Consider the following 23,465-nt stretch of genomic DNA (forward strand, 5'->3'; position numbering starts at 1 on the left):
AGCAGGGACATTCGAGCGAAACGCCCAACTGTTCGCCCGGCGTCGTCCGCGTATGAAGGACTTCCACACGCACACGACCTACTCCGACGGGGGGTTTCTCCAGGGGATGGTCGAGGCCGCCGAAGCGGCCGGACTCGAGGGGATCGGGCTCACCGACCACTGTACGGTGTCGTCCCGCGAGAAGCCGGCGACGACCCGAACCATCTACGGCTTCAACCTGGACGTGACCTACGAGCGCCGCCGCCGAGCTATCGAGGAACTCCGACGGCGCGAGGATGTCTCGATCGAGATCTACGACGGCGTCGAGATGGACTACGACCCGCGAGATGAGACCGAGATTCGCGACTTTCTCGTGGAGGCCGGCTTCGATTACACGATCGGGAGCGTCCACGCGGTCGACGGGCTGAATGTCCAGGTGCCGAGCAATTTTGCGGATCTCTCCGAGGCGAGGCGCGACGAACTCGTCGACGGCTACTTCGAGAACCTGGTCTCGCTAATCGAATCGGAACTGTTCGACGTCGCGGCCCACATCGATCTGATCGAACGAACGCCGCCGTTGCGCGGCCGGGCGACGACGGACCACTACGAACCCGTCGCCCGGGCGCTCGCGGACTCGCGGACGGTCCCCGAGATCAACGCCGGCCGAGCGATCGCGGACATGGCGATCGTCCACCCCTCCGAGACGTTCCTCGACGTATTGCGGGAGTACGACGTCGCCGTCACCGTCGGCTCCGACTCCCATCGGCCGAGTGAGATCGGCGACAGAGCCGGATTCCTCGAGGGCTACTTCGAGCGCCACGGTCTCGAGTCGGTCGAACCGCCGGGGCTCGACGGCCAACGCGTTCCGACTGACGGCTGAGTCGATCCCGTTCGTACAGGAATCACGTGTCCGGTGTGTCCCGCACTTGGTGCCGACAGAGGCGAACATTCGAGAACGATGGGGTGTTCTCGTGCCCCGGATACTGAGGACACGCCTTTTTATCGACGGGATCCGATAGCCCGAGTATGACTACGGACCGGAACGTCTACGGGACCGATCTCGAACCCTGTAGCACCGATCCATCGACGGGATTTCTCCGCGACGGCTGCTGTCGCCGCGTCGAATCGGATCGGGGCCGCCACGAGATCTGTGCCGTGATGACCGAGGAGTTCCTGCGGTTCAGCAGCGCCCAGGGAAACGACCTCGTCACGCCGAAACCCGAGTTCGAGTTCCCCGGTCTCGAGTCCGGCGATCGGTGGTGTCTCTGTCTCGGTCGCTGGCTCGAGGCCGAGGAGGCCGGCTGTGCGCCGCCGGTGGTTCTCGAGGCGACCCACGAGGCCGTCCTCCGCGACGTCGAGCCGGATCTGCTGCGAGAGTACGAGTACGAGCGCGGCGAACACGGCGGGGGAGACGCGGACAAGGCGTCCACCGACGGGTTCGGGACAGAGTAGTTCGCCATCGGCCGTCGGATCGAGCGACCGGCGGGGGAATACCCTTTATGTAGCGGGTTCTAATCGGACGCCAATGAGCGATGGATCGTCACAGGGAAGCGCCGCGGACGCGTTTGCCGACCGGGCACAGGCGGAGTACGGCGACTCGATCCGTCACCTCGTCGTCTTCGGGGACGCGGTCCGAGCCGACGACCACGGCATGCACGCCGAGTGGGAGGCGCTGGTCGTCCTCGAGGATCACGACGAGGCAGCCGAACGACGGCTCGAGGGACTCGGCGAGCGCGTCGGCCTCGAACACGGAGTCGTCACCTCGGTGTACGTGCTGCCGGTCGAGCGGTTCGAAGCCGGCGAGGATCACCCGTTCGTGCGGACGGCGTTCGAAGAAGGGCGGTCGTATGTGTAGGCGACAGCGGTCCGACGATCCCGTGCGTCGAGCCGTAACGGACGAGCGAGCCGGTCGCCCACCGGACTCCGACGGAGGCCGACGCTGACCATGCGCGTCACGCTGCTCGGAACCGGCGACACGACCGGGACGCCAACCGTCGGCTGCGACTGTGACACCTGCGAGACCGCTCGTGAGCGCGGTATCGAGCGGACCAGATTTTCGGTCCACATCGAGAACGAATGCATCGGCGAGTCGCTGCTGATCGACTTCAGCCCCGACTTTCGGTACCAGTTCCTGCGTGACGACGTCTCGCTGCCCGACGCCGCCATCGTTACGCACATCCACTTCGACCACCTCGACGGACTCGGCAACGTCTTTCGGGTCTTCGACTCCCTCGACGTTTACGCGGCGAACGAAACCGACCCGAAGACGGACAAGAGCGTCGCCGAGACGGTCCGGGCGGATTACCACTATCTCGAGCCGATCGACGTTTACCCGACGACACCCCTCGAGCCCGTTCGGATCTGTGGCTTCGACGTGACGCTGGTTCCGGTCGAACATCCGCCGCTTCTGTGTTACGGCGTCGCGATCGAGGACCCCGTGACGGGCGCGAAGCTGTCGCTCTCGGGCGACACGAGCTACAACGTTCCGGCGGACTCGCGCGAGGTCCTCGCCGACCCCGACCTGTTGCTCGCGGACGGCATCGTCCCCGCACACCTCTGTGAGTACCACCCGATCGGCGGCCGCCACGAGAACGATGCGGGCGTTCCCCGGACGTTCGGGACGAAACACATGACTCGAGAGGGCGCGCTCGAACTGGCCGACGAGTTGAACGCCGAGCGAACGCGGCTGGTCCACCTCGCACACTACTACCCGGCCGACGAAGCGTTCGAGGAGCCGCTGGCGATCGACGGCGAGCAGTATGTGCTCTAACTCCAGGCGATCGAACAGCGGTGCGGCGACGACCTCGACCAAGACGCCGACGGGTTCCTCGACTTTGCGATCGACGGCGCGGACCGCATGCGCGGCATGATCGACGGCCTGCTCGAGTACTCTCGGGTCGACTCGGCGGAAAATTCCCTCGAACCGACGGACCTGAACGCGGTGCTCGAGGACGCGCTCACGGATCTGTTGATAATGACCGGTGGGCACGACGCCGACGACGTTCACCCTCTGCGGTCAACGGGCCGTGAGGGGCCGTCCCCCGTGACCGAGTCGAGAACTCAAGAGGCTGGAGCCCGTATCCCGGCCATGGAGTGGACCAGGCGACGGGTAGTCGGGACGACCGTGGCTGCTGTTGCGCTCGCCGGCTGTCTCGGCGAGGACAGTGCCGGCGATGGAGACGAAAATCCAGGAGACGACGACGGGGACGAGAGCGGGAACGGAGACGATCACGACGCCGAGTCGGTCCTCGAAGAGCGCGACCTCGAGGACCACACCGGCGAAGAAAGTGTCGAGATCAGGGTCGATCCCGACGGGGACGGCTTCGAGCCCGACGCGATCGAAATCGATCAGGATACGGTCCTCGAGTGGACCTGGGAGGGGGAGAGTACCGGTATCTATCCGATCGACATCCCGCCGGAGTGCGTCTGGGACGAGGATGTAGACGAAGATTCCGTCGACGAGCAGGAGGCGGGCTACCAGTACGACCGACTCTTTTGGGCCGACGGCGCGTATCTCTACGGCAGTCACGACGCGGACGGCGAGGAGTTTACGGGCGCGTTTCGGGTTCTCGAGGGCGACGACTAGCCCCCGAATCGGATCGATTGCGGCGCTTCGATACCGTGAATTAGACCGTTCGGGGCGCATGTAGCGGTCTTCCCCGTCGTTCGGTACAGGTGAAGGCGTTACTGAAGCAGCGATAATAGAGTGGACGAGAATAAGCCGTTGTCGGCGATTCGAATCATTCGGGAAAGAGAGCGTCCTCGTTCGACTGGACCTATAGTAACAACTGGAACTGTTTACACACCGTTCGCATAGCTCACGGGTCGCATACGCTCCCCGTTCGCTTTTCGCGGTTCTCGCTCACTTCGTTCGCTCCGAACCGCGCTGCCCTCGTGCGATCGGGTGTGCACTGACGTCCAGTGGCTACTATATCTTACACCCCCGGAAAGAATCGACCGTGAAAGCCGAACGGAACGGCGTGTGGCAGTGGCGCACGCGCTCTCTCGACTAACGTTTCCGCATCGAACACGAGCAGCATCGATCGTTCCCGTCGGGTGTCCAGCGCCGTCGCGATCACGACGCCATCGTCCGCCGCGGTTCCGCCCGGGCGCTGAATCATTCGCGGCTCTTCGACGTAGACGCCCCGTTCCCACCATTCCGCCGCGGTTCCCCGATCGACGTCGAGTTTGACCAGTCCGTTCGCGCCCTTCCTGTCGGTCGCCTGTGCATACGCGTACCGATACCGTCGGCCCCGAACCGGTTTCGGGACTGTCGGGAGCTCCATCCCGCCGTCGTAGCGCTCGAAACGTCGGACGCGTCCCTCGTCGGGATGGAGTCGGAATCTAACGAACTGACCGTCGGGAGCCGCGGCGAAAGCGTCCTCTGAGAGGGCGTCGAAGGTGAGCGCCCGGACAATCTCGTCGTCGTCGAACGCGACGAGATCGAGGACCAGCTCGTCGTCGTCCTCGTAGGCGTTGATGTGGTGGAACGTAAAGAACGGCGGCGTTTTCAGCGTCCCGACGAGCGTTTCGGCGTCCCGGTCGACGACGATGAACCTGCTTTCGGCCCCTTCGTCGTACTCGAGGAGGTCGAGGAATCCTTCGTTCCACGGGGCCAGTGCCTTCGCCATCGCGATCCGGAGCGGCGTTTCCACGATGGTGACGTGTGACTCGGTGACCGAACAGTCGTGGACGTATCCGGGGCCGGCGGCCGGCACGGTAGCGACGTGCCGTCGGGCGCCACGCCCGTGGGGGATCCGATAGACGTGATACGACGGGGAGAGCCCGAACTCCGTACTGTAGCCGATCGTCTCCTCGCGGTTGGAATCGACCGTCAAGTGGGCCGTCGCCAGATGCTCCGGGATGTCGTCGCGCCAGCGAAACTCGCCGCGGGTCTCGAGTGTTACTGGGTCAAACGCGATCCGCCGCGGTGCTTCGGTGAGCGCGACGAAGTGCTCGCCGAGTTGAGCGACGTGGACGTTCGCGTTGTCCGTCGGTTCGGGCGGCCCGAGCGATCGGAGCCACTGCAGGGTCCGGCGGAACGAACCGCCGCCCGTTGCGAACTCCGTAGCGCCGTGGCCGGAGTCGGCGGCCGCGTACGCGTCGGTCCGCAGGAACCGGTTCGTATACGAAACGGTGCCGTCCGCGAATCCGTAGCGGCGGAGCATCGCGAGGCCGTCGAACCAGTGAGTCGCGCGCTCGCCGCCGAACTCGAACCGTCCCGGCCCGTTCCGGATCAACGCGCCGGAGAGCCACGACGGAACGGCGCCATCGATCGGCAGTTGTCGGTCGGCGTACTCGGTGTCGACCGTTCGAAACCCGAGTTCGTAGGCGCAATCGGTTGCGTTCGACATACCATCACATCGGGTGGATGGACGATCAATCCGTGGGAGGCGGCATCGACCGGAGAAGACCGATTCGCGGAGCTGTGGGCCGACTGGCTACTCCGGGTTAGCCTGGTGCAGGACACCGTCCTCGAGCGGTCACTCGGCGTCCGTTCGGCGAGGGAGCACCTGCCCCCAGACGTGCTTTTCCAGCAGCCTGACCGTCATCGGTCGGTCGACCTCGAGACAGCAGGACAGCCGCGGATAGCCGAACCGGACGGCGGCGGCATCGTGCCAGTGGACTGGCTCTGGTGCTGGGTCGACCTCGACGGTACACGTCGCGCACAGCCCTCGTCCCCCGCAATTGAGCTGGGACGAGACGGTTCCGTAGACCGAGAACCCTCGATCGCGAAGGGCGTCCCGAAGCGTCGTTCCGCGTTCGACCGTGATCGTCGATCGGTCGCCGTCGTCGATCACGGTGAGTTCGATTTCTTCGCTCACGCTCACAGCTCCCTCGTATCTTCCTCCCGCACCTCCGTTCGACCGGTGTGCTGGCCCCAGAATCCGGGGTACTTCTCGACGACCAGGTCGTCCTCGACGCGGAGCTGGCAGGCGAGCCGGAGGCCGGAATCGGAAACGTGTGGCGGAGTCGCCAGTCGAAGTCGCTCTCGAGGTCCGGGCTCTTCCACCTCGCCGGACACCGAAACGGCACAGGTTCCACAGGTCCCCAGCCCGCGACAGTTGAGGGTGTCCGCCCGGCCGTTGTGCGGTGACTCGTCCGCTTGGAGAAGAACGTCCCGGAGCACTGCACCTCGTTCACACTCGAGTTCTCGACCGCGAACAGTAACTATTGGCATGTGTAGTTTTCGCATGCCGAATACAAAACCGCACTGCCATACCAGTTGACGGCTCCGCTCTGCGGAGTGACGTAGGACCAGTGTGAAGACCACCGAACGGTTGAGGGCGATGGGCCACGAAGCGACTACTACTCGTGTCGAACACCGACCGGACATACGATCTCGTCGTCTGGGGTGCAACCGGCGTCGCCGGCCGTCTCGTCGCCGAGTACCTCACCGAACAGTACACGTCGGATGACCTCTCGCTCGCCCTCGGCGGTCGCGACGAGACGCGGCTTCGCGAACTGGAAGCGGCGCTCGTGGAGCAGCGCTCCGGATGGGAGGAGCTGCCGATCGTCATCGGCGATGCAACGGATCCGGAAAGCCTGCGCGCTATCGCCGAAGATACCCGCGTCGTCTGTACGACTGTCGGCCCGTACACCACGTATGGCACGCCGCTCGTCGAGGCGTGTGTCTCTGCCGGAACGGACTACTGCGATCTCACCGGTGAAATAAACTGGGTCCGAGAGATGATCGACCGGTACCACGACGATGCGGTCGATGCGGGCGCTCGTATCGTCCACAGCTGTGGGTTCGATTCGATTCCGGCCGACCTCGCCACGTTGCTCGTACAGTCGTTTGCCATCGACGAGTTCGGGACTCCCTGTGATCTGGTTCGGATCTACCTCGAGGACGGTCGCGGCGGCGTAAGCGGCGGAACGACCTCGAGCGTCCTCGAAGTGTTCCGGGCTGCATCCACAGATCCGGTCGCCCGGCAGACGCTTCGGAACCCGTACTCGCTGGCACCGCCGGGCGAGCGCGACGGCGTCGACCCCGGCGCACAGTCTTTTCCGAGAAAAGACCCGTTGCGGGGCGAGTGGACGGCCCCGTCGCCGATGGCGGTCGTGAACGAGCGGGTGATTCGACGAAGTAACGCCCTGCTCGAGTATCCGTGGGGTCGCGAGTTCGAGTGTACGGAGGTCGTCCCCGTCGGATCGGGTCCCGTCGGTATGATGGGTGCAAGCGCCGTCTCGGCCGGACTCGGGTTTACGACTGGAGCACTGGCCTTCGGCCCGACACGGGAAGCTCTCCGTCGCTTCGCGTTTCCCGATCCGGGCGAGGGACCGACGAGAGCAGAGATCGAGAACGGGTACTTTACCATTCGCGTGCTCGGTCGCGGAACCGCCACCGACGGGCCGTTCGTCGTCGAGAGTCGAATCAGCGCCGACCTGGATCCGGGTTACGGCGCGACCGCGAGAATGCTCGGCGAGGCCGCGATGTGTCTCGTGTGCGATCGGATCGACTCGCCGCTCGAGGGCGGTATCCTCACCCCGGCGGCAGCTATCGGTGATCCGCTCGCCGACGGGCTTCGTCGGGCGGGACTGGTCGTCGAAGTGGGCGAGTGGAACCCCGATCAGACGTAGCGATTGGGGATTTTAGCTCCGATACCGATGGGCGTGCCCCAACCGCTACCAGACTGGGCAACCGTTCGATACGACATGTGACCGACACGCGCCCTGTCTTATCCGCTGCAACTGAGAGGAATCACAGCGGGCAGTTCGCCCGACAAGTGAGCAGCCTACCCGAACTGGTCTAGCCCCGACTGCTGACGCCGTTTCCCGTCCGGGTCCGCTACCCAGGGCGTTCGGCGGTCGCGCTCGGCCTCGAGATCAACCACCGGAGACGATTCCGTTTCCGAACACGACTCCGCTGCGGGCTCGTACCCCTCACACGAGGTCCCACACTCCGAGCCGGCGTTGACCACTCGCTCTTTCCACGCACAGTAGGGAAGCGTCGCGCCGCTCGAGTCGTCCGGCCGACAGGCCTCACACGCCGGAAAATCGTACGTTCGCCAGCCCTTGCCGTAGGCTCGCTCGGCGATTCGACGCCGCTTGCGGGTCTTCGCGTCGGGGGAAACGACGGCGATGTCGGTTCGGCCGGGGTGGAACTCGAGGGGTTCGATCCCCGAATCCTCGACGGCAAGCGGTTCGGATTCCCGAATCACCTCGATCTCGAGGCCGTCGCCCCCGACGCCATCGCCCTCGTTGCCCCCGACATCACTGCCTCCGTCACCGCCTGCCCCCTCGCGATGCACGCGCCAGACGCCGACCGCCTCGGGGATTCGATTCAGGTGGGCGCGCGTAACGTAGCTCTCCGTCGCGAGGACGATCTCGTCGACCACCGCGAGGCTGACGTCGGTTCGGAGCTGGGCCTCGAGGTCACCCGGCCGACCCAGATCGGGCTTGTTCTCGATGCCGACGATGCGGTTGTACCAGTCCGGATAGCGGGCGACCTGTCGGACGTACTCGCGACCCTTGCGGCGTTCGCGTTCGAAGAAGCCGATCTCGCAGGCCCGGTCGACGGCGCGTCGGGCTCGATCGGGGTGGCAGTCGAAGGCGTCCTTCCAGTAGCGTGCTCGTCCCGTACCTACGTCGGCCTCGATGGCAGCGTCCGGGACGGCGGCGCTCGAGAGGGCGACCCGGTCGTCGAACGCAGGGCCCGGCTCGACGCAGACCACGTCGAGGATCCGGCCGCCGGGATCGGCGACGCTCGCGCCGAGTTGGCGGGCGAAAATCCCCTCGCGGCGCGACTCGAGGTGGGCACACAGCTCGAGTTCGAACGCGAACTCACTCACGTCCCTCGAGAGGGGTGCCAGCGGGAAAAACCGCGCGAATCGTGGCGTGATCCGTCCGACTCGTCGGTCAGTCGGCCGATTCGACGGTCGTCTCGAGCACCGTGAGCGCCTCATCCAGCGTGGCGCGAAGTTCGTCGCCCTCGAGCGGGACGCGGACCCGGATCCGGATCGGGTCGCGGTCGACGACGGTCGTGTACTCGTCGGAGACGCACCACGGCAGCGTCCAGTAGGGACGCTCGTCGAGCGAGACGCCGCGCTCGCGGTGGAAACTGACGACCTGCGAGTGATCGAGCAGACGGAGTCCGGGTGCCGAACAGAGCGTGTGGCCACACTGGACGCACTCGTGATCGATGCGCACCGTGGCTCCGAGACAGCAGTCGTCGTCTTCAACGACGTGTGATTCGACACGACCGCTGCACTCGGGACAGACGCCGTCGGCCGCGAGACAGTGCAGGTGTTTCACCCGCTGATCGAAGGCGGCGGCAACTTCGTCTCGCGTTCGGTTGTTCAGCCCGCCCGGCGGGAAGCCGTACTCGCCGTGGCCGTGCTCGCAGTCGCGACAGCCGATCGCGAGCCGTTCGTCCCGATAGCAGGCCTCGAGCGGTCCGCCGCAGGCGACACACGAGCCCTCGACCGGAAACGGATCGATCGTCGGGTGTTCGTTGAACGAACCGGCGATCACCGAGCGGACGACCTTCTCGCCGGCGTGCTTGAAGTCGTAGCCGTCCTCGGTCTGAACCACGAACTGACCGAGCAGCTTCTGGAGGTGGTAATTGAACTGCGCTGAATCGCGCATTCCGACCTCGCGTCGCAGTTCCGAGAACGCGACCGGACGGTCGTCGGCCAGCCACAGCGCCTCGAGAATCGCGAGGCGAGTCTCGTTGCCGATCAACGCGAAGGCGTCCGCCGGATCGAGACAGTCGGTGCACGCGAGGACGGACTCGCGCTCGCTCGAGGCGTCGGATTTGCTCATATCGGAACGTATGCGATCGATTGACAAAACCGTTCCCTGAACGGCGTTTTTGTAAAATGGCTGTTACGTGTGGTGGAGACGATTCAGGGTCGCGGTGCAGCCTTCTGCAGCGCCGTTTCGGCGACGTTGCCGCCGTAGTCGGCGCTCCGGGAGAGCGAGTCGAGGATCAGGCCGAGCGATTGGGCTTGCACGGGATCGAGGTTCCGGAGCATGTCGTCGATCGTTCGGGTGTGTTCGTCGATCTCGAGGACGGACGCGAGCGCCTCGTGGCCCAGCTTCGTCGCCTCGTCGCTCTCCTCGGCGAAGAGGGCGTCCATCGACTGCTCGAGGATCGTCGAGGCGTCGGCGTGTAACTCGAGCAGCGCGTCAGCGACGTCCTCTGGAACGTCGTCGAGTTTGCGCGCGAGTTGGCTGATCTTGACGGCGTGGTCGGCGACGCGCTCGAGTTGGCGCGCACTCGAGTGGAAGTCGAAGCAGTCCTCGCGGGAGACGCCGAGCCCCTCGGCGGCGCGTGGCGACCGGAGCGTCGCGCGGAAGATCCGCGAGACGACGAGGAAGAGCCGGTCGACATCGTCGTCGCGTTCGATGACGTCGCGGGCGATGTCGTCGTCGTTCTCGACGAGGGCGGTGACGGCGTCTGCGAGCATCGAGGTGGCGATTAGCCGCATCCGGCTTACGGCGTTGACGATCGAGAGCTCCGCAGAGTCGAGGAGGTCTTGGACGACGACCGAGTCGCTTCCCTCCTCGACGACTTCGACGCCGACGAGGCCCTGGACGGCGCTGCGAATCGCTCGTCGCTGGTCGGTCGTGATCCGCCCCGCTTCGAGGCGGATAATGTCGAAGCCGCTGACGTACATCGTCAGGACGGCCCGGATCAGCTGTTCGTCCTCGAGCGTGGCGATCTCGAGGGTTCCCTCCTGATGATCCGTCTCGCGCTGTGGCGTGACGAGCAGCGTATCGCCCTCGGAGTATATTTCGACGGTCGAGCCGCTGCTGACACCGTTTTCGGTCGCCCACGACTTCGGGAGCGAGACCGTATACGTCGAGCCACCGGTCACCTGGACCTTGCGAGTCTCCATACGAAGCGCATTCTATGCCTGGACTATAAATCTACCCGGATCTATAGAGAGATTCTACTGTCTCCTATACCGGGAACTAAGCGACTACAATACCGTACGTAGCCATCATAGGCAGATGTACCTCTCTGCAGCTAGCCGTACTCGAACGTATGCCTATATAGAAATTGGTTCGGCTGGGGGAAAGTGCCATCGCTGCTCAGGACCGCGATTCAAACCGTGATCCGGTGTGCGTCGATCGCGAGTGATATCCACTGTCGAGCCGAACCGAACCTCGAGACTGAATTCGAGTAACTGTGGGGTATGTGGGGTCTACCCGTCGGAATCTAACTGATGTCGAACGGCAGAGTCGATCACTACTGCGAGCTACAGTCGGCTATGTACTGGTATATCGAGAACAGTGAGTACCTATATAGATCATAGCATCCTCTTTATACGATCTGGGCTACCCTCCGGGTGATGACGGACAACACGTCCGAAACCGGTGGTATCGGGATGACATCACGACGTCGGCTCCTCGCTGGAACCGGCGCGGCTGGGATCGCGCTCATCGCGGGCTGTAGTGCGGGCGGAGATGGCCCGTCCGGGACCATCGATGCATCCGGATCGAACACCGTCGCCCCGATTACCTCGTGGGCGGGGGAGAACTTCGAAAACGAGTATCCCGACGTTTTGGTCGACGTCGCTCCGGAAGGAACCGGCGCGGGTTTCCAGGAGTTCTGTCGCGGTAACTCTGCGGTTCAGAGTGCAAGCCGCCAGATTACCGAAGACGAGGTCGGCCTCTGTGAGGAAGAAGACGTCGACTACGGCTTCCTCGAGGTCGGTCTCGACGGATTGTCGGTCGTGAAGAACTCCGAAAATAACTGGGTCGACAACATCACGCTCGACGAACTGCAGCAGGTTTGGGAGTTCGAGTCGGATGTCGAGACGTGGAGCGATATCCGTTCCGACTGGCCCGACGAAGGGATTCAGCTCCACGCGCGTGACGACGCGTCGGGGACGTTCGACTACTTCACCGAGGCGATCAACGGCGAGCTGGGGAACATCCGCGACGACTACTCGGCGACGAGTCAGACCAACGAGATCATGAACGCCGTTGCCAGCAACGAACACGGCTTCGGCTGGGGCGGCCTGGGCTACCTCCGGGACATCGAGGACGATCAGCCGATCGAAGCGGTTCCCGTCGAAAGCGATGCGGACGGCGAGTTCTACCTACCCGAACAGGAAAACATCGAAGAAGGGACCTACTCGCCGCTCGCCCGTCCGCTGTTCGCGTTTATCAACCTCGCAAGCCTCGAGGAAGAACCCGATCTCATCGGCTCGTTCGCTCGCTTCTACGTCAACGGCCAACACGAGTTCGCACGCGACGAAGGGTTCTACGCGACGACCGACGAGGCACAGGAGGAGAACCACGACAAAATCGACGACTGGCTCGACCAGGTCGGTGCCGATCCGGACGAACTCACCGTGCAGCGAGAGTAACCGAAGAGGCACACGATGAGCACTGAAACCGACCCCGGACCGGGAATTACCGGCGATACTGCTCGAGACGCCATCGAGTCGAATCGCCGGGCACGGCGCATCCTCTTCGGGTGTGCGTCGATCACGGTCCTTACGACGCTCGCGATTTTTTTCGTACTGTTCGACAACGCCGCTAGCTACTTTTTCGGTGCGCGGCTCACCGAGATGGTCATGGGGGCGAGCGTCGAACGGACAGTCACGTTCACCGAGTTCTTCACCGGAACGCGGTGGGCGCCGTCCCACGCGACGCCATCTCACGGGGCGCTCCCGATCATCTTCGGGACGCTCGCGATCACTGTCGGCGCGGCGTTCGTCTCGATTCCGATCGGTACCGCGACGGCGATCTACCTCTCGGAGTACGCGTCACCCGGCGTCCGTTCGAAGCTCAAACCGACGCTCGAGATCCTCGCCGGAATTCCAACGATCGTCTACGGCTACTTCGCGATCGCGTTCATCAACCCGGTCATCCTCGGTCCGATCGCCAGTACACTGTTCGGCATCAACATCGGTCGATATAGTCTCCTCTCGGGGATGCTCGTCGTCGGGATCATGACGATTCCGATGGTGTCTTCGATCAGCGAGGACGCGATGGCCGCGGTGCCGGACGACCTCAGAAACGGGGCGTACGCCCTCGGGGCGACGAAGTACGACGTCTCGACGCGGATCGTGCTGCCGGCGTCGATCTCGGGCGTCTTTGCATCGTACATTCTTGCCGTCTCACGAGCGATCGGCGAGACGATGGCCGTGACGCTCGCTGTCGGATACAACGCGAACATCACCGCCAACCCGTTCGACGAGGTGATGACGATGACGGCGTACATGGTCTCGCGGGCTCGCGGCACGTCCGCGGTCGGCACGGTTGACTACCAGAGCCTGTTCGCCGTCGGATTGCTGCTGTTCATCATGACGCTGACGATGAATCTACTCAACGATTGGTTCAAACGACGCTTCCAGGAGGAGTACCGATGAGCACTGACACCGATGGGAAGCTGTTCACCGACATCGACCTCGGGTGGGACCACCGGAAGAACCGAATCTTCCTCGCGGTCATCTTCGCCGCGTCGATGTTTGGCGTCGTCATGCTGGCACTGTTGTTGCTCGACGTGATTACCGACCTCTATACCGGGCTGACGGAGTACAACATCAGTCTCGTCGAGTTCTTCACTCGAGACGGCTCGCGTCGCGAAGAGCTGTCCGGATTCAGGGGGGCGATCATCGCCTCGATCATGCTGATGATCATCACCGCGGTGCTGTCGTTTTTCGTCGGCGTCGGCTCGGCGATCTATCTCGAAGAGTACGCACCGGACAACCGAACCACGCGGCTCATCGAAGCGAACCTCGCGAACCTCGCCGGGGTTCCGTCGATCGTCTACGGACTGCTCGCGCTGGCAGCGTTCGTCAACGGGATCGGTCTCGGCCCGGTCCTGCTTGCCGGTGCAATCGCGCTCGCGCTGTTGGTGATGCCGATTATTATCGTCTCGACGCAGGAGGCGCTACGAGCGGTCCCAGACGGCGTCAGGAACGGGTCGTACGCGACCGGCGCGACGAAGTGGCAAACCATCCGCGAGGTCGTCCTGCCGGCCGCGATGCCCGGCATCATGACGGGGACGATCCTCGCACTGGCGCGTGCGATCGGCGAAACGGCCCCGCTTATCATGGTCGGTGCACTGTTCACGAACCGCATCGCGTGGGGGCCGTTCGATCGCTTCAGCGCGATGCCGACCCAGATTTACAACTGGGCAGCTGAACCGAGTCAGCACTTCATTCATCTCGCCGCAACCGGGATCGCAGTGTTGCTCGTCTTCATGTTCGCCATGAACGGGATCGCGATCTATCTTCGAAACAAGTACGAGACGGAGATCTAACATGGCCACAGAGAAAGACAACGAACGGAGCGCAGACGAACGCTCGCTTATCACCACCGAGGTAACGGCAGAGGCAACCAACCGAAGCGATAGCCGGACGAATTCCGTCATCACCACGACGGATCTCGATGTCTACTACGGCGATGAACGGGCGCTTGACGGGGTCGATATCGGCATTCCGGAAAACCGAGTGACGGCGATTATCGGCCCCTCGGGCTGTGGAAAGTCGACCTTCCTGCGCTGTATCAACCGAATGAACGACCAGATCGACAGCTGTCGCGTCGACGGGACGCTCGGTTTCCACGGGAAGAACGTCTACGACGACGACGTCGATCCCGTCGCCCTCCGACGCAAGATCGGGATGGTCTTCCAGAAACCGAACCCGTTCCCGAAATCGATCTACGACAACGTCGCCTACGGGCTTCGTGTACAGGGCCTTGAGGACGACGTGGATCTCGACGAGGAAGTCGAGCGGGCGCTGCGCGGCGCTGCCCTCTGGGACGAAGTGAACGATCAACTGGACTCGAGCGGGCTCGACCTCTCGGGCGGGCAACAGCAGCGACTCTGTATCGCCCGCGCCATCGCACCCGATCCCGAGGTCATCCTGATGGACGAGCCGACGTCGGCGCTGGACCCCGTCGCGGCGTCGAAAATCGAGGACCTGATCGACGACCTCGCCGAGGAGTACACGGTCGTCATCGTCACCCACAACATGCAGCAGGCGGCCCGCATCTCGGACAGGACAGCCGTCTTCCTCACCGGCGGGAACCTCGTCGAGTACGACGAGACGGCGACGATCTTCGAGAACCCCGAGCACGACCGCGTCGAGGACTACATCACTGGCAAATTCGGCTAACTATGGCACGAAACGACTACCAACAGCAACTGGCGGCACTGCGCGACCGCGTCCTCGAGATGAGCGACCTCGTCTGTCACCGGCTCGAGCGGGCGCTTTCCGCCCTCGAGACGAAAGACGACGAGCTAGCCGACCGGATCATCGCGGGCGATTACGAGATCAACGAGCTGTACCTCGAGATCGAGCAAACGTGTATCGACCTATTTGCCCTGCAACAGCCCGTCGCAGGCGACCTCCGCTTTATCGCCGCGTCGTTCAAGATCATCACCGATCTCGAGCGGATCGCCGACTTAGCGGTTAATCTCGGCGAGTACACCCTGCAGGCCGAGCGGGATCGCTACTCCGAGATCGACATCGGCTACATCGGTATCCGGACCGTCGAGATGGTCGAGGCGGCCATGCAGGCGTACGCTGACGAGGACGCCGAGACACCCCACGATATCGCCGCGCTGGACGACGAGATCGACGCCCTCTGTGAGGGGGCGAGCGACGTCGTCGTCCGAGACTTGCTCGAGGCCGAGGGGACGACTGGCGAGGTCGCCGACGACGCGTTCCTCGACGATGTCTCGCGGATGCTGCTGACGATCCGGGACTTAGAGCGCGTCGGCGACCACGCGGTCAACATCGCCGCACGAACGCTCTACATGGTCGAAAACGACGACGAACTGATCTACTGAAGCGATGAGTCAGCACTCCGTTCCCGACGATTCGACCGACCCGATCGAGCGAAAAGTCCAGCTCACCGGCAACTCCACGTTCGTCGTCTCGCTGCCCAAAGAGTGGGCCCTCGAACAGGGACTCGAGTCCGGCGCGTCGATGTATCTCTACCCCCACGACGATCGAGTCATCGCGGCTCCGGAACACGTCTCGGGGAGCGACCGATCGGTGACGATCGACGCCGCGACCGACGACGAGCGAGCGCTGTTACAGCGGGTTCGGGCGGCGTACGCGACGGGGTACGATCGAATCACCGTCGCGGGAGTGGACGGCCTCGAGACCGACACCCGGCGGGAACTCGAGCGAACCGTCGGTCGGCTCATCGGCATCGAGATTCAGGAGACGACCGACGACCGACTCACGATACGGAACCTGCTCGACGCCGGTGAGGTTTCGCTCCCGCAGACGGTCGCCCAGGCGCGCCAACTCGCACTCGAGCTGTACGACGACGCGATCGAGGCGCTCCTGTCCGGCGACGACGACCTCGCGCGGCGAGTCCGGAGTCGAAACGACGACGTGGACCGACTGTTCGCGTTCGTGAGCCGGGGCTTTCACCGCGGGCTCGAGGACGTCCGCGATATCGGACGACTGGGAACCGACCGAACGGTCGCCTTTCGGGAGTACCGGACGGCCCGCCAACTCGAGCGACTCGCCGAACACGCGGACCGAATCGCGGCCGTCGCGCTCGACCAGCCCGACCCGCCCGACGGAGTGCTTCGGGACGGGATCGAATCGGTCGCATCCGAGATCCGTCGACTCGTCGAGTCCGCGCTCTCGGGTGAGGTTCGGACGGCGAGCGACGCCTATGCTGCCGTCGACGAGGATCTCGCGGAGCTCACCCAGCGCGTGTACGGCCGCTGTGAGAGCGATGCGTGTCTGTACAGTCCCCTCCTCGCGAGCCTCCGCCAACTGGCCGAGATCGGACTCACGATCGGCGAGACCGGGATCGAAACGGGACTCGAGTCGTGACGTGCCGGGACGGCGAGACACAGTCGGTACACAGTTCTCTATAGTGCTACTGAGTGATCATATAAACGGTTTATTTCTCATTTCGTGATCGGACTAGCGAGAACACGTGACGGTCACCAACCCACCGTCGGAAACGCAGGTATCGTTCGATCATCGCCGGATCGATCTCGAGGCGTACGACAGCGTCTACGTCGTCGGTGACGTCCACGGCTGCCTCGATGCGCTCGAAACGCTTCTTTCGACGCTCGATCTCGGCGAGAACGATCTTGCAATTTTCGTCGGCGACCTGGTTCGGAAGGGACCGGAGAGCGAGGCGGTCGTCGATCGAATCCGAGCGTCGCCACAGCTGATGTCGGTCCGTGGTAACAACGAGCAGAAACTCATCGACGGAACCGCGACGCTGGAAGAATTCGGTCCGTCTGCGCAGGCCTATATCGAATCGCTTCCAGTTGCAATCTCTTGGGACGGCGGACTCGTCGTTCACGGCGGCATCGAACCGAGTCGACCGTTCACGGCTCACTCGAGCGAGGAGCTCCTTACGATGCGAGCTCCCGACGGCGACGGTTACGATGGACCGTTCTGGTTCGATGAGTACGATGGCAATCCGCGGGTGTTCTTCGGTCACACGGTTCTCGAACAGCCGCTGGACGGCGAACGGACAGTGGGTCTCGATACGGGCTGTGTCTACGGCGGAAGTCTGACCGCGTACGACGTTCGACGCGAGGTGTTCGTGAGCGTGCCGGCGGACGAACACGTAAACCGAGACGAGGAGAAAATCGTCGCTACCGGAGGGCGTTGATCGAGAGAAAAATGTCAGACAACGAGTCAGGCGGGAGGTCCGAAGACGGTAGCGAGACCGAATCGCATCCGCAAACCGAGGATTACGGCGGCTCCGGCGGCGACGAACTCATGTTTCGGCAGTCTGAAGATGCGATCGAAGCGGTACTCGGCGCGCAGACCGAAATACGCGAGCACGCCGAACTGCTGATCGACGGCCAGGGGGAAGCTTCTGACATCGATCTTACGGCATCAGAGTACTACCTCAACCGTGAACTCAGCGAACTCGCGTTTCAACGGCGCGTTCTTCACGAAGCGCTCGATCCGGAGCAGCCGTTGTTAGAGCGGGTGAAGTTTCTCGCAATCGTCACGACCAACCTCGACGAGTTCTTCCGCAAGCGAATCGGCGGACTGAAACAACAGATTGCAGCGGGAGTTTCCGAGAAAACACCGGACGGCCGTACACCGATCGACCAATGGACGGCGGCCCTCGAGGAGTCGCGACGGATACTCGAGCGACAGAGTCGGTGTTATCGCGAGGAGATCCGTCCTGCACTGAACGACGCCGGAATCGAGATCATCGAGATCGAATCGCTGACCGCCTCCGAACGAACCGAACTGCGTGCGTACTTCGAGCGATCGATCCTGCCGACGCTGACGCCGTTGACGTTCGACCCTGCCCAGTCGTTCCCGTTTATCTCGAACCAGAGCCTCTCACTCGCCGTTTTGACTCAAGAACAACCGGATGCCGACTGCACCTTCTCCAGAGTGAAGATCCCGCGGAACCAGGTCCGGTTCGTCCGGTTCGAGGGAGAATCTCGGTACGTTCCGCTCGAGGAGATCGTCCGGTCGAACCTCGATCTCCTCTTTCCGAACGTCGAAATCGTCGACTCTGCACTGTTTCGAGTCACCCGAAACGCCGAAGTTCGACGCAACGAGGAGGTCGCCGAAGACCTGATCGAGATGGTCGAGGAGGTCCTTGAGGAACGGCGATTCGCGACTGCAGTTCGACTCGAGATCGAGCGTGACGCACCAGAGCAGATCCTCGATATCGTCACGCGAGAACTCGATCTCGATGACCGTGAGGTGTTCGAACTCGACGGACCCCTCGACTACCGAGACTTCACGGAACTCGTGGACCTGGATCGGAGCGATCTGAAGCTTCCCGACTGGACTCCACAGATCCATCCACGGTTCGATAACTGTAGCGACGAGACGAGCGTCTTCGACGTGATTCGCGAACGCGACGTCCTCGTCCACCACCCCTATCACGCGTTCGAGGGCACCGTCCAACGGTTTCTCGAGGCGGCGGCGCACGATCCCAACGTGTTAGCGATCAAGGCCGTGATCTACCGGACCGCGAGCGACTCACAGATCATCGAGAGCCTTCTCGAGGCCGCTCGAAACGGCAAACAGGTCGCCGTTATGGTTGAGCTCAAAGCTCGGTTCGACGAGAAGAACAATCTCGAGTGGGCGAAGAAACTCGAGGAGGAAGGTATTCACGTCGCCTACGGGACGATCGGCTACAAAACGCACGCGAAGACGTCACTCGTCGTGAGGCGGGAAGACGACGACGTTCGACTCTACTCCCACATCGGGACCGGTAACTACCACTCCGAGACGGCCAAGCGCTACGAGGACCTCGGACTGTTGACGGCCGACCGAGACATCGGTCAGGACCTCGTCAAGCTTTTCAACTACTTTACGGGTCACTCGATGCACAGCGAATATCGGACGCTGCTCATCGCCCCCGGGAACATGCGCGACCGGTTTACCGAACTACTCCGGGACGCAACCCAGCACGCGCTCCAGGGGGGCGACGTTCGTCTCGTCGCCAAAATGAACCGCCTCGAGGATCCCGCGCTCGTCCGAGCGCTCTACCGAGCCTCGATTGCCGGCGTCGATATCGACCTTATTGTCCGAGACGTCTGTCGGCTCCGTCCCGGTCTTGAGGAGGTCAGCGAGACGATCAACGTTTACAGTATCGTCGGTCGGTTCCTCGAGCACTCGCGGCTGTTCTACTTTCAGACAGGCGACGACGAACGCTACTACATCGGCTCGGCCGATTGGATGACGCGTAACCTCGACAGCCGCGTCGAAACCGTGGCGCCAATTGAGGAACTACGCCTGCAGAACAGGCTTCAGTCGATACTCGAGACGCTGCTGTCGGACACCCAAAACCGGTGGAAGATGCAGTCTGACGGCACCTACGAACGGTGTCGGTCGTCCGACAGCGAGAACAGAACGGACGCTCACGAGACGTTCATGCGAAGTTCGCGGGACGCAGTTCGTTGACTTCCCATGATAATTCCACAGCAACGACGGAGTATCCACTCTACCCGGCCGGTTCCGGGGACTAGAGACGGTGTTTGCAGACGATCGAGGTACGGTGTGCTACACCCGGCTCGGGAACGCTCCGTACCGCTCCTAGAAATTTCCTTATAGCGACACGTGGTCGAGACGGATGCGTGGTGTCTTACCGGACGAACGAGTCGGCGGCCAGCGATTTCCGCCCGGCGGAGTCGTCGATCCCGAAGTGTTCGATACGCCCGCGAACCGAGAGCCACGCCATCCCCTCCAGCGGTCCACTCCACAATGTCTGAACGCTCCACGACGGCAGATCGGGTGACAGCGATCGACCCGTCCACGACGGCCAGCCGATCCACACCGGTCGATGAGACGACGGCCTGTCCGCTGTGTGCGTACACCGCCGACAGCCGGAAAGATGTCTACACGCACCTGCTGACCGGCCACCGAAAGAGTGCGATCAGCGACCTGCTCCTCGAGTCCCGCTCGGCGGAGACGACTCGCTGATCCGCTTACGCGATACGCTGCCCCTTCCTGACGTGACGCGTCGCGGATCGACGCGTCACGCGCTGATCCATGGCGACTGAACAGCGTTTCGGTCGCCACTCACTTTCGAGGCTCAGTCGCTCGAGGATCGGAGTCGGAGACGACGGCTGTTCGCGCTCACTCGTAGATCGAAAACTCGCCGGAGCCACACGGACTCGTTTTTCACGAACCGATCGGCCTGAGAGTATCGTCCGGCAGTTCGCGCGACCAGCGGGCTCCGACAGCGATCACAGACGACCAACAGTCGCGGGTACTCGTGTATGGTAGGTATCCGTACCGGAGCGATGGATGGAACCGGGCATAAATCGAACTAGGAGTCGACCAGAGGGCTACGGAGCGCTACGGATCGAGTCGACTGTTCGAGGGGGATCGCCGCGTCCTCGCGACCACCCGCTCACGCGGTACCGGAGTGCTCTCGAGCGGCGGACGGTGGGCCGGCGTTTGTCCCGTCCGATCGTACCGGTGGAGTACCGGGTTGTACGAATCCCTCGACACCGATACGGAGTGCTCGGTACGGCAACTAGCAGCGGTTTTGTACGTTCTGACAGTACCGCTAGATACTCGGTCGAGGTTACAATTCCAATGAGCAATTCATCACGCGGCTGCGACGACCGAACAGTGCGACAGCGACTCGAGGCAGCCGCAATCGATGCGGATCACGTTCCCGCGCTCGAGTGCGTCATCGTTCGATACCGAACTCAGGCGGATCGGTGTACGATCACGCCGCGGGAGTGTCCCGAAGACGAACAGACGACCACTTGGCTGTCTACCGATCTGTCGGCCGTCGTCGACCTCGATAGCATGCGGTAGCGATCGGTTTCTGGGTGGCTCGAGGCGCACTCGTCCGCGACGGTTCGTTGATCGGGACCGTCCATCGGACCTCACAGCCGTTTCGTGTCTCACGATCGGTCGATACGCAGTTCCGGCAGTGACGACGGTCAGTTGAAACCGGTTCCGGTCTCGTTTACTCGTTCATTCTGTGCCCCTTCCGTTCGTTCGGTTCGATGTTTCTCGCGGACGCGAGGGTTGAACACGCGGTCGGACGACTGCGCAAGCAGGATGAGCCCCATCGAGAGTACGATGATGGCGAGCGTCGGAACGAGTATCCAGTGGAGAAGCCCGACGCGGTACATGGCTCCGCCATCGTAGGCCGCCCGAAGCGTGATCCCCCAGTTCGTGTCCTCGAAAGGGAGGACCCCGATGAAGTACAGTCCGGCGGCCGAGAAGATCACGTTCCGCATCGCACTGACGAAGTTGACGGCGATGTACGGCAACAGTGCGGGGAGGACGTCCTTGAGAACGATCGGTCCCGTTGGGATGCCGATCGTCCGCGAGGCCTCGATGAACGATTCGTGACGGAGCTGTAAGACCTGCGAGCGGACCGCTCGAGCGAGGCCGGCCCAGGCCGCGACGGTCAACAGTACGCCGAGCGTGAACGGGTTCGACGGTTGGAAGATGACCGCCAGAACGATCACGAGCGGAAGACCAGGGATGTTGATGAAGATATCGGTGACGCCGCTGAGGACGGTATCGACGGTACCGCCCTTGTAGCCGGCGACGGTCCCGAACGCCGTCCCGACGACGATCGTAAACAGGCCGCCGGTAAGCATCATCTGTAGCATCGGCCGCGTCGAGTGAACCATCTCGGAGAACAGGTCGCGTCCCATCGGATCGGTCCCGAGTGGGTGTTCGAGGCTCTGGAACCAGGCTACTCGGTGCGGTGCGTCGTTCACCGACGTCGGTTCGACGAGGAGGGGACCGACGAGACCGACGAGGAGGTACGTGGAAACGATCGCGAGACCGGTGACCGCTCGCCAGTCACGTCGCATCGTCTCCCAGGGCTCGAGGACGAACGTACGGAGGTGTCTGCCGGCGGCCCGTCTCTTCGCCGGAGAGCTGTCGTCGGCGGGCGTGGCCGCCAGCACGTCGAGCGGATCGCTCGCGCCGTCGATCGCTCCGGAGCCGTCGGTCACAACGGGTTCCGAAGCAGAACGGTTCGACTGGTTGTGATCGGAATCTTCGTTTGCGCGCATGTTAGAGCTCCTCTCCGGAGGCGTCGATTCGCGGATCCAGTTTCGGATAGGTGAGGTCGGCGATCAGCAGTGCGACGACGACGGCAACCGTAATGACCATGAACACGCCCATCATCAGCGGATAATCGCGCGTGTTCACCGATTCGGCCATGTAGTAGCCCATCCCCTGATAGCCGAAGACCATCTCGAGGATGATGACGCCGCCGAAGATGTTCCCGATGGAGATCATGAATCCCGTGTACATCGGGAGGACGGCGTTTCGAACAACGTACTGGGTAATGATCGTCCGATCGGGGAGTCCGCGGAGTCGAGCGACCCGGATGTAGTCCGCGCCGAGGACGCGGATACTGTTCCCGCGCATGGAAAACGAGGCGATCGACCCCGAGAGCACGATCGAGAGCGTCGGCAGGGTGGCGTGGTGGATAACGCTCCTGATGAACGGCCAGTTGAACCCCGGCGTGAGTCCCGATCCGACGCGGCCCGACGTCGGAAAGTAGCCGGTTCGGTACGAGAGCGCGATGAGCAGGAAGATCGCGAAAACGTAGTAGGGAATCGAGCCGGCGAGCATGCCGTAAGACGTGAGCCCCACGTCGATCTTCGATCCCTCGTAGTACGCCATCACCGAGCCGAGCACGATTCCGACGAAGAAGCTGAAGAACAGTCCCCAGCTGACGATAAAGAGCGTCCACGGGAGCGACACCGCGATCAGCTCGTTGACGCTCTGGCCGTACCAGATCGACTGCCCGAGGTCCAACTGGTGGACGTTGATCATGTAGTCGACGAACGCGACGTGAATTGGGTCATCCGGATGCATGTTCATGAACCGCTCGACCTGCCGGTCGATCTCCGCGGACGACATGCCGCCCTCGTCTTCAAGCCGCGCACGAAGGATGTCTCCCGCGTTCCCCGGAAGGACTCGAGTGAACACGAACGACAGCACCAGAACGGCATACACCGTCAGAATCGCCTGTAAAACCCGTCTACTGTACCAGTTCATAGCGTACCTCGTGTGAATATCATCGGGGACTGCGTATCGGATCGGTACAATTGG

The 23,465-nt window shown here is 63.0% G+C and carries 24 protein-coding genes; 16 read left to right on the forward strand and 8 right to left on the reverse strand.

What is annotated here, in order from left to right; all coding sequences use genetic code 11:
* Positions 1 to 52: 52 nt before the first annotated feature.
* The 5 genes from NATTI_RS0110890 to NATTI_RS0110910 all read left to right on the forward strand — a co-directional run bounded on the left by NATTI_RS0110890 (position 53) and on the right by NATTI_RS0110910 (position 3,565).
* Positions 53 to 859: a PHP domain-containing protein gene (locus NATTI_RS0110890; protein WP_027119123.1), complete on the forward strand. Its 807-nt coding sequence runs from the start codon at positions 53 to 55 to the stop codon at positions 857 to 859.
* Positions 860 to 1,005: 146 nt separating this feature from the next.
* On the forward strand, positions 1,006 to 1,431 hold the full coding sequence (locus NATTI_RS0110895; protein WP_006089472.1) for a DUF2237 family protein: 426 nt from the start codon (positions 1,006 to 1,008) through the stop codon (positions 1,429 to 1,431).
* Positions 1,432 to 1,504: 73 nt separating this feature from the next.
* Positions 1,505 to 1,834, forward strand: a complete 330-nt coding sequence (locus NATTI_RS0110900) for a hypothetical protein (RefSeq protein ID WP_006089473.1) — start codon at positions 1,505 to 1,507, stop codon at positions 1,832 to 1,834.
* A 90-nt stretch (positions 1,835 to 1,924) separates the two neighbouring features.
* Positions 1,925 to 2,749: an MBL fold metallo-hydrolase gene (locus NATTI_RS0110905; protein ID WP_006089474.1), complete on the forward strand. Its 825-nt coding sequence runs from the start codon at positions 1,925 to 1,927 to the stop codon at positions 2,747 to 2,749.
* 87 nt (positions 2,750 to 2,836) lie between these two features.
* A complete protein-coding gene (locus NATTI_RS0110910; protein WP_006089475.1) occupies positions 2,837 to 3,565 on the forward strand; it encodes a cupredoxin domain-containing protein in 729 nt (242 codons plus the stop codon).
* Positions 3,566 to 3,914: 349 nt separating this feature from the next.
* Here NATTI_RS0110910 and NATTI_RS0110915 read toward each other — a convergent pair whose 3' ends face one another.
* From NATTI_RS0110915 to NATTI_RS0110925, 3 genes are all read right to left on the reverse strand, one after another.
* Complete coding sequence (locus NATTI_RS0110915; protein WP_006089476.1) at positions 3,915 to 5,333, reverse strand: carotenoid oxygenase family protein; 1,419 nt, start codon at positions 5,331 to 5,333, stop codon at positions 3,915 to 3,917.
* Positions 5,334 to 5,462: 129 nt separating this feature from the next.
* Positions 5,463 to 5,804 carry a 2Fe-2S iron-sulfur cluster-binding protein gene (locus NATTI_RS0110920; RefSeq protein ID WP_027119124.1) on the reverse strand — a complete coding sequence of 114 codons (342 nt, stop codon included), beginning with the start codon at positions 5,802 to 5,804 and terminating at the stop codon, positions 5,463 to 5,465.
* A gap of 2 nt (positions 5,805 to 5,806) precedes the next feature.
* Positions 5,807 to 6,160: a 2Fe-2S iron-sulfur cluster-binding protein gene (locus tag NATTI_RS0110925; protein WP_027119125.1), complete on the reverse strand. Its 354-nt coding sequence runs from the start codon at positions 6,158 to 6,160 to the stop codon at positions 5,807 to 5,809.
* A 134-nt stretch (positions 6,161 to 6,294) separates the two neighbouring features.
* Here NATTI_RS0110925 and NATTI_RS0110930 point away from each other — a divergent pair, with 134 nt between their 5' ends.
* A complete protein-coding gene (locus NATTI_RS0110930; RefSeq protein WP_006089479.1) occupies positions 6,295 to 7,563 on the forward strand; it encodes a saccharopine dehydrogenase family protein in 1,269 nt (422 codons plus the stop codon).
* A gap of 155 nt (positions 7,564 to 7,718) precedes the next feature.
* On the opposite strand, the gene NATTI_RS0110935 is transcribed toward NATTI_RS0110930, so the two are convergent.
* The 3 genes from NATTI_RS0110935 to NATTI_RS0110945 form a co-directional block, all read right to left on the reverse strand.
* The gene (locus tag NATTI_RS0110935) at positions 7,719 to 8,774 is read right to left on the reverse strand and encodes a DUF5787 family protein (RefSeq protein WP_006089480.1); all 1,056 of its coding nucleotides are present in this window, start codon (positions 8,772 to 8,774) and stop codon (positions 7,719 to 7,721) included.
* Positions 8,775 to 8,841: 67 nt separating this feature from the next.
* Complete coding sequence (locus NATTI_RS0110940; protein ID WP_006089481.1) at positions 8,842 to 9,747, reverse strand: winged helix-turn-helix domain-containing protein; 906 nt, start codon at positions 9,745 to 9,747, stop codon at positions 8,842 to 8,844.
* A gap of 83 nt (positions 9,748 to 9,830) precedes the next feature.
* The gene (locus NATTI_RS0110945; protein WP_006089482.1) at positions 9,831 to 10,826 is read right to left on the reverse strand and encodes a phosphate uptake regulator PhoU; all 996 of its coding nucleotides are present in this window, start codon (positions 10,824 to 10,826) and stop codon (positions 9,831 to 9,833) included.
* Between the two features lie 456 nt (positions 10,827 to 11,282).
* Between NATTI_RS0110945 and NATTI_RS0110955 the strand changes: the two genes are divergently transcribed.
* From NATTI_RS0110955 to NATTI_RS0111010, 10 genes are all read left to right on the forward strand, one after another.
* Positions 11,283 to 12,305, forward strand: a complete 1,023-nt coding sequence (locus NATTI_RS0110955; RefSeq protein WP_006089483.1) for a PstS family phosphate ABC transporter substrate-binding protein — start codon at positions 11,283 to 11,285, stop codon at positions 12,303 to 12,305.
* A gap of 15 nt (positions 12,306 to 12,320) precedes the next feature.
* The gene (gene pstC, locus NATTI_RS0110960; RefSeq protein ID WP_006089484.1) at positions 12,321 to 13,313 is read left to right on the forward strand and encodes a phosphate ABC transporter permease subunit PstC; all 993 of its coding nucleotides are present in this window, start codon (positions 12,321 to 12,323) and stop codon (positions 13,311 to 13,313) included.
* Entirely contained in the window at positions 13,310 to 14,209 is a 900-nt protein-coding gene (gene pstA / locus NATTI_RS0110965; RefSeq protein ID WP_006089485.1) for a phosphate ABC transporter permease PstA, read from the forward strand. Before pstC ends, pstA begins: the two co-directional genes overlap by 4 nt.
* Position 14,210: 1 nt before the next feature.
* On the forward strand, positions 14,211 to 15,065 hold the full coding sequence (pstB, locus tag NATTI_RS0110970) for a phosphate ABC transporter ATP-binding protein PstB (RefSeq protein WP_006089486.1): 855 nt from the start codon (positions 14,211 to 14,213) through the stop codon (positions 15,063 to 15,065).
* A gap of 2 nt (positions 15,066 to 15,067) precedes the next feature.
* Positions 15,068 to 15,742: a phosphate signaling complex protein PhoU gene (gene phoU / locus NATTI_RS0110975; protein ID WP_006089487.1), complete on the forward strand. Its 675-nt coding sequence runs from the start codon at positions 15,068 to 15,070 to the stop codon at positions 15,740 to 15,742.
* 4 nt (positions 15,743 to 15,746) lie between these two features.
* On the forward strand, positions 15,747 to 16,751 hold the full coding sequence (locus NATTI_RS0110980; RefSeq protein WP_006089488.1) for a phosphate signaling complex PhoU family protein: 1,005 nt from the start codon (positions 15,747 to 15,749) through the stop codon (positions 16,749 to 16,751).
* A gap of 106 nt (positions 16,752 to 16,857) precedes the next feature.
* Positions 16,858 to 17,550: a metallophosphoesterase family protein gene (locus NATTI_RS0110985; RefSeq protein ID WP_006089489.1), complete on the forward strand. Its 693-nt coding sequence runs from the start codon at positions 16,858 to 16,860 to the stop codon at positions 17,548 to 17,550.
* An 11-nt stretch (positions 17,551 to 17,561) separates the two neighbouring features.
* Positions 17,562 to 19,823 carry a polyphosphate kinase 1 gene (gene ppk1, locus NATTI_RS0110990; RefSeq protein WP_006089490.1) on the forward strand — a complete coding sequence of 754 codons (2,262 nt, stop codon included), beginning with the start codon at positions 17,562 to 17,564 and terminating at the stop codon, positions 19,821 to 19,823.
* Between the two features lie 300 nt (positions 19,824 to 20,123).
* Positions 20,124 to 20,342, forward strand: coding sequence for a hypothetical protein (locus NATTI_RS0111000; RefSeq protein WP_006089491.1), 219 nt, complete (start codon positions 20,124 to 20,126; stop codon positions 20,340 to 20,342).
* A gap of 621 nt (positions 20,343 to 20,963) precedes the next feature.
* Complete coding sequence (locus tag NATTI_RS0111010) at positions 20,964 to 21,191, forward strand: DUF7511 domain-containing protein (protein WP_006089492.1); 228 nt, start codon at positions 20,964 to 20,966, stop codon at positions 21,189 to 21,191.
* A 128-nt stretch (positions 21,192 to 21,319) separates the two neighbouring features.
* Here the strand turns inward: NATTI_RS0111010 and NATTI_RS0111020 are convergent, their stop codons facing one another.
* Both NATTI_RS0111020 and NATTI_RS0111025 read right to left on the reverse strand, forming a co-directional pair.
* Positions 21,320 to 22,414 carry an ABC transporter permease gene (locus NATTI_RS0111020; RefSeq protein WP_006089493.1) on the reverse strand — a complete coding sequence of 365 codons (1,095 nt, stop codon included), beginning with the start codon at positions 22,412 to 22,414 and terminating at the stop codon, positions 21,320 to 21,322.
* 1 nt (position 22,415) lies between these two features.
* Positions 22,416 to 23,411 carry an ABC transporter permease gene (locus tag NATTI_RS0111025; RefSeq protein ID WP_006089494.1) on the reverse strand — a complete coding sequence of 332 codons (996 nt, stop codon included), beginning with the start codon at positions 23,409 to 23,411 and terminating at the stop codon, positions 22,416 to 22,418.
* Positions 23,412 to 23,465: the final 54 nt, after the last annotated feature.

This window comes from Natronorubrum tibetense GA33 (genome assembly GCF_000383975.1).
Taxonomy (GTDB): domain Archaea; phylum Halobacteriota; class Halobacteria; order Halobacteriales; family Natrialbaceae; genus Natronorubrum; species Natronorubrum tibetense.

Coding starts and splice junctions, on each gene's coding strand:
- NATTI_RS0110890 (WP_027119123.1), top strand. CDS start 53: ATGAAGGACTTCCACACGCACACGACCTACTCCGACGGGGGGTTTCTC.
- NATTI_RS0110895 (WP_006089472.1), top strand. CDS start 1,006: ATGACTACGGACCGGAACGTCTACGGGACCGATCTCGAACCCTGTAGC.
- NATTI_RS0110900 (WP_006089473.1), top strand. CDS start 1,505: ATGAGCGATGGATCGTCACAGGGAAGCGCCGCGGACGCGTTTGCCGAC.
- NATTI_RS0110905 (WP_006089474.1), top strand. CDS start 1,925: ATGCGCGTCACGCTGCTCGGAACCGGCGACACGACCGGGACGCCAACC.
- NATTI_RS0110910 (WP_006089475.1), top strand. CDS start 2,837: ATGCGCGGCATGATCGACGGCCTGCTCGAGTACTCTCGGGTCGACTCG.
- NATTI_RS0110915 (WP_006089476.1), bottom strand. CDS start 5,333: ATGTCGAACGCAACCGATTGCGCCTACGAACTCGGGTTTCGAACGGTC.
- NATTI_RS0110925 (WP_027119125.1), bottom strand. CDS start 6,160: ATGCCAATAGTTACTGTTCGCGGTCGAGAACTCGAGTGTGAACGAGGT.
- NATTI_RS0110940 (WP_006089481.1), bottom strand. CDS start 9,747: ATGAGCAAATCCGACGCCTCGAGCGAGCGCGAGTCCGTCCTCGCGTGC.
- NATTI_RS0110945 (WP_006089482.1), bottom strand. CDS start 10,826: ATGGAGACTCGCAAGGTCCAGGTGACCGGTGGCTCGACGTATACGGTC.
- NATTI_RS0110955 (WP_006089483.1), top strand. CDS start 11,283: ATGACGGACAACACGTCCGAAACCGGTGGTATCGGGATGACATCACGA.
- pstC (WP_006089484.1), top strand. CDS start 12,321: ATGAGCACTGAAACCGACCCCGGACCGGGAATTACCGGCGATACTGCT.
- pstA (WP_006089485.1), top strand. CDS start 13,310: ATGAGCACTGACACCGATGGGAAGCTGTTCACCGACATCGACCTCGGG.
- pstB (WP_006089486.1), top strand. CDS start 14,211: ATGGCCACAGAGAAAGACAACGAACGGAGCGCAGACGAACGCTCGCTT.
- phoU (WP_006089487.1), top strand. CDS start 15,068: ATGGCACGAAACGACTACCAACAGCAACTGGCGGCACTGCGCGACCGC.
- NATTI_RS0110980 (WP_006089488.1), top strand. CDS start 15,747: ATGAGTCAGCACTCCGTTCCCGACGATTCGACCGACCCGATCGAGCGA.
- ppk1 (WP_006089490.1), top strand. CDS start 17,562: ATGTCAGACAACGAGTCAGGCGGGAGGTCCGAAGACGGTAGCGAGACC.
- NATTI_RS0111000 (WP_006089491.1), top strand. CDS start 20,124: ATGTCTGAACGCTCCACGACGGCAGATCGGGTGACAGCGATCGACCCG.
- NATTI_RS0111010 (WP_006089492.1), top strand. CDS start 20,964: ATGAGCAATTCATCACGCGGCTGCGACGACCGAACAGTGCGACAGCGA.
- NATTI_RS0111020 (WP_006089493.1), bottom strand. CDS start 22,414: ATGCGCGCAAACGAAGATTCCGATCACAACCAGTCGAACCGTTCTGCT.
- NATTI_RS0111025 (WP_006089494.1), bottom strand. CDS start 23,411: ATGAACTGGTACAGTAGACGGGTTTTACAGGCGATTCTGACGGTGTAT.